Source organism: Longimicrobium sp., assembly GCF_048594345.1.
In the GTDB taxonomy this organism is placed as follows: Bacteria; Gemmatimonadota; Gemmatimonadetes; order Longimicrobiales; family Longimicrobiaceae; genus Longimicrobium.
Genome location: NZ_JBMDXM010000005.1, coordinates 1 through 4,763 on the forward strand (window position 1 = coordinate 1; position 4,763 = coordinate 4,763).

A 4,763-nucleotide genomic window follows, 5' to 3' on the forward strand; every position below is an offset into this window, starting at 1 on the left:
TTATCCGTAGCGCGGCGGTGCGTGTGTGCGAAAAACAAGCTTCCGGCGGAGTTATCCACAACCTGCTGCGGGGAGCAACGCGTGGGGGCACTCTCCTCGCAGCCCGTGGATAACTCCGGAATAACTATAAGGAACAGAGAAAGCCAGAGACGCAGAGGAAAGAACGGGGCCGCGGGTCCTCTGAACCTCTGGCCGTTCTCTGTTCCTCTGTACCCCATCCTCTGTTCAGCCGCCGGGACGGAACTCCGTCACGCGGAACGAAGGTCAGAGCAGGTGGTCGCGGTAGCGGCGGCTCAGGCGCAGCTCGGCGCCGTCGTGCAGCTTGACCAGGTAGTCGCCCGCGAACCAGGGGCGTACCTCCTTGACCCGGTCCAGGTTCACGATGGTGGAGCGGTGGATGCGCGTAAAGCGGCGCGGGTCCAGCTGCTCCTCCATCCCGCTGAGCGTGGCACGCACGAGGTGGGCCTCGCGGCCGCAGTGCAGCCGCACGTAGTTCCCCTCCGCCTCCAGCCAGTCGATCGTTTCCACGGGGACAAAGAACATCCGGTCCCCGTGCTTCACCAGCAGCCGCGTGGTCTGCGCGGGGGGCGGGGGAGGCGGCGAGCCCGCCAGCCGCGCGCCCAGGTCGCGCCGCTCGCGCTCCAGGTGCTCCAGCAGCTCCGCCAGCCGGTCCGCCGGCGTGGCGCGCGGCGCGGCGATCTGTTTGGCGGCGCGCTGCACCGCCGCGCTAAGCCGGGCCGGCGTGTACGGCTTGAGCAGGTAGTCCAGCGCGTGCACCTCGAACGCCTGGATGGCGTACTGGTCGTACGCCGTCACGAACACCACCTGCGGCAGCGCCTCGCCGCCCAGCGCCTGCAGCACGCCAAACCCGTCCATCTCCGGCATCTGCACGTCCAGAAAGAGCAGGTCCGGCTTGGCTTCGCGCACCGTCTTTACGGCGTCGCGGCCGTTGGCGCACACGCCCACGACGTCGACCGCCTCGTCCGACTCCAGCAGGCGGGCCAGCCGGCGTCGGGCCAGCGGCTCGTCATCCACCACCACCGTGCGGATCTTCATGTGTGCTCGCTCCGGCCAGGGAGGCGAGGCGGGGCTCGGGCACCTCGGCCCTTCCCGCCGGACGCCAGGGGATCTCGATCAGCACCTGCGTGCCGCGGCCGGGCGCGTCCGCCAGCTCGAAGCGGTGGTCCGCGCCGTACGCCTGCATCAGCCGCGTGCGGGTGTTGCCCACGCCCACCCGCTCGCGGCGCTGGTCCGGCGGCGGCAGCCCGCGCCCGTCGTCGCGGACGGTGATGCGCAGGCGGTCGCCCACGCGGCGCGCCGTCAGCGTCACCGTTCCCGGCGCTACCCGGGGGCTTAGCCCGTGGCGGATGGCGTTCTCCACCAGCGGCTGCAGGATGAGCGATGGCACCAGCGCATCCGTAACGTCTTCATCCACCTGTTTTTTGACCGTGAGCCGGTCCTGAAAGCGCGTTCGCTCGATCTCCAGGTACGCGCCCACCAGGTCCAGCTCGCGCGAAAGGGGCACTTCCTGCCGTCCGTCGCCGGCGATCGTCATCCGCAGCAGGTCGCCCAGCTGCGCCACCATCAGCTCCGCCGCCTCGGGCTCGGCGTGGATCAGCTCGGAGATGGAGTTCAGGGTGTTGAACAGAAAGTGCGGCTGGATCTGCATCTCCAGCGCGTGCAGGTGGGCGCGGGCCAGCTGCGTCTCCAGCTGCGACGCCTGCAGCTCGCGCTCGCGAAAGCGGCGGTAGATTTCCATCCCGTGCCCCGCCGCCGCCACCGCCACGTACGACAGCACCGCGTAATGCAGGCTGATCCAGTAAAAGCGCGGCCAGAACGGACCGTACAGGTACGTCTGCGTTGCCACCGCGTAGCTGATCAGCACGTCCGCCGTGGCCACCAGCAGCGCGGCGGCCACGTGCACCGGCAGCGAGCGGCGCACGGAGCCGCGCGTGAGCGGAAAGCGCCGCGCCAGCGCCAGGACGATCGGCGTGAGCAGGGTCCAGGTAAGGATGTCGAACGACGTCTCCACCAGCGCGCGCAGCCAGATCTGCTCCCAGGTGACCTCCGGCCGCAGCTGGGTCACGTAGCTCACGTACGAGCGGGAGTAGAAGAACAGGTTGATGATGCTCCAGGCGCTGAATCCCAGGAGCAGGTCCCGCCGTACGGCCCGCCAGTCGATGCGCCTCATGCGGAGGGGGCGTGGGGGTGGGGAGGGGGAGAGGTGGATGTGGACGGTAATCTAAGCTGTTTACGCGCAACGCACTACGCTTTTCTTTGGCCGGTTTTCAGCCCCGCCGTTCGTCCCTGGCCGGATGCGTTTCGTCCCAAACTCCCGCCCGCTCGTCACAAAACCATGGGTCTCGTGCGTTGCACGCCTGATCGTACGCATGCCCCAGAGCCGGGGTCGCGCGGCGGGGGCGGGGACGGATGGAGGTGGCGCCGCGCATGAAAAGGTGCTAATAATTCAGCAGCCCCTGCAACCTCCGGGCGCCCTCGTGCATCTGACTGTCGTTCCGCCGCCGCGGATGCCCGCTCTCCACGGTCGCGCGAGCCCCGCCGTTCCGGGTCCAGGCCACCGCCGGATCCGCTGACGCCACACCCGCCGCGCCGCGCCTCCCGTCCGGGGGCGGCGGCACGGCGGTTCACCCACCACCACGAGGAGGGCAGGATGAAGCGCACCCCCGTACTCGTTGCCGCCGCCGCGGCGCTGGGCCTGCTGTGGGGCCTGGGGCTGGAGGCGAGCGCCTCGGCCCTGACGGGCGAGGTGAGCCCGCACACGGTGAACGTGGCGTGGCTCACGCCGGGCGCGCCCTCGCCCGCCGGGGTGGAACTGGACGGCCCCGGCGCGCGCTGGGCGCCGCCGTCCCGGGACGGGCTTACCCGGCTGCCGCCCATGCGCGTCCGGGCCGCCGAGAAGGCGGCGGGCGAGCGCCCGGCACGCGTGCAGCTGCACCGCAAGCTGCTGGCGAAGCGCGGCGGCTGCCCGCGCGAGCAGGTGGAGCCGGCGGCGCTGGCCGTCTACCGCTCGTAGGCCGGACGCCCCCTTCCGCGCCCGGATCAACCGTTCCGCTGGGGGGTATGCGCCGGGCCCGCTTTTCGCGGGGATGTACAGCGTCTGTGCAATGTTGCAGAAGGCCTGATCCGCCGTCGTTCCGGGTGCGTCCCGGAGCATGGCGTGCCGGCGCCGCGTCCCTGGCCGCCGCGGCGCATCCGTCACCCGAATCCGTTCCGTCCCGCTGATGAAGCGAATCCTGATCGCCGTGTTTGCCCTGGCCGCGCTGGGGCCTGTCGACCTGCACGGGCAGGCGACGGCCGAAGACTCCGTGCGCGCCGTGGTGACGGGGCTGTTCGACGCCATGCGCACGCGTGACAGCGCGGCGGTCCGCGGGGCGTTCGTCCCCGGCGCGCGGCTGCAGACCGCGGCGGTGCGGCAGGACGGCACCCCCGTGCTGCGCGAGGACTCGCTCAACACCTTTGTCCGCGCGGTGGGCGAGCCCAGCGACGTGATGTGGGACGAGCAGCTTGACGCGGTGTACGTGCGCATCGACGGACCGCTGGCGGTGGTGACGACGGACTACACCTTTTTTGCCGGGCCGCGGCTGAACCACTGCGGCATCAATGCGTTCCAGCTCTTCCGCGGCCCGGAGGGATGGAAGATCTTTCAACTGACGGACACCCGCCGCCGTACCGGGTGCCGCGCCGAAATCGGAAGCAGCCCTCCATGATGCGCAGAAAGCCGTTCCTTTCCGCCGTGCGCCGCACCCGCGCGCCGGCTGCCCCGCCCGCGCGCCGCGGCCTGCGCCGCTCCATCGCGGGCGCCCTGGTCCTTCCCGTGGTCGTGGGCGGCTTTGCGCTGCAGGCGTGGGGCGGGCGCGACGGGGAGCGGATGTTCCACGAGGTGGTGGCGCGCGTGGCCACCATGGGGCTGGACTCGCTCACCGATGCCCAGCTGTACGAGAAAGCCGCCCGCGGGCTGCTGGCGGAGATCGGGGACCCGTACGCGGACCTGTTCTCGCCCGAGCAGCTGGCGGCGTTCTCGCGCGAGGCCCTGCGCAACTCCTACACGGGCGTGGGGATGCAGATCGGGCTGATCCGCGACACCGCCACGGTCATGCGCGTGTTCGTGGGATCCCCTGCCGCGCAGGCCGGCGTGCGGGCAGGCGACCGCGTGATCCGTGTGGGCGGCGAAGGGGTGACGGGGATTCCGCTGGACCAGGTGACGCAGCGCCTGCTGGGCACGCCGGGAACGTCGGTGGAGGTGCAGTACCACCGCCCCGGCACCGGCCCGGTGCAGCACACCTTCGTCCGCGAGCGGGTAAAGCTGCCGTCCGTGGGCTACGCGGTGATGCTGGAGGACGACATCGGCTACATTCCGCTGGACGGCTTCAACGACACCTCGGGCGAGGAGGTGCTGCGCGCGCTGGTGGACCTGCGCAAGCGCGGCGCGACCTCGTACGTGCTGGACCTGCGCGGCAACACCGGCGGCAGCCTGGACCAGGCCGTCCGCATCAGCGGGCTGTTCCTGCGCCCCGGCCAGCAGGTGCTGCGCGCCGACTTCCGCGGCGCGCCCGACGAGACGTACGACGCCCGCGCGCAGCCGGTGATGCCCGACGCGCCGCTGGTGGTGCTGACGGACGGGCCGAGCGCGTCGGCGTCGGAGATCGTGGCCGGGGCCCTGCACGACCACGACAGCGCCGACATCATCTGAACCACCAGCTTTGGCAAGGGGCTGGTGCAGGACATCTTTCAGCTGGAGGGCG

5 protein-coding genes are annotated in these 4,763 nt (G+C 71.0%); 3 read left to right on the plus strand and 2 right to left on the minus strand.

Annotated elements, in window-relative coordinates; all coding sequences use genetic code 11:
- Nucleotides 1-264: 264 nt before the first annotated feature.
- Together ACOJUJ_RS00395 and ACOJUJ_RS00400 are read right to left on the minus strand one after the other, a co-directional pair.
- Nucleotides 265-1,056, minus strand: a complete 792-nt coding sequence (locus ACOJUJ_RS00395; RefSeq protein ID WP_420124858.1) for a LytR/AlgR family response regulator transcription factor — start codon at nucleotides 1,054-1,056, stop codon at nucleotides 265-267.
- Nucleotides 1,028-2,191, minus strand: coding sequence for a sensor histidine kinase (locus ACOJUJ_RS00400; protein WP_420124859.1), 1,164 nt, complete (start codon nucleotides 2,189-2,191; stop codon nucleotides 1,028-1,030). The genes ACOJUJ_RS00395 and ACOJUJ_RS00400 overlap by 29 nt, the downstream gene beginning before the upstream one ends.
- A gap of 480 nt (nucleotides 2,192-2,671) precedes the next feature.
- On the opposite strand from ACOJUJ_RS00400, the gene ACOJUJ_RS00405 reads away from it, so the two are divergent.
- The 3 genes from ACOJUJ_RS00405 (at nucleotide 2,672) to ACOJUJ_RS00415 (ending at nucleotide 4,711) form a co-directional block, all read left to right on the plus strand.
- Entirely contained in the window at nucleotides 2,672-3,034 is a 363-nt protein-coding gene (locus tag ACOJUJ_RS00405) for a hypothetical protein (RefSeq protein WP_420124860.1), read from the plus strand.
- A 208-nt stretch (nucleotides 3,035-3,242) separates the two neighbouring features.
- Nucleotides 3,243-3,728 carry a hypothetical protein gene (locus tag ACOJUJ_RS00410; protein WP_420124861.1) on the plus strand — a complete coding sequence of 162 codons (486 nt, stop codon included), beginning with the start codon at nucleotides 3,243-3,245 and terminating at the stop codon, nucleotides 3,726-3,728.
- A complete protein-coding gene (locus ACOJUJ_RS00415) occupies nucleotides 3,725-4,711 on the plus strand; it encodes a S41 family peptidase (protein WP_420124862.1) in 987 nt (328 codons plus the stop codon). Before ACOJUJ_RS00410 ends, ACOJUJ_RS00415 begins: the two co-directional genes overlap by 4 nt.
- The last annotated feature ends 52 nt before the right edge of the window (nucleotides 4,712-4,763 follow it).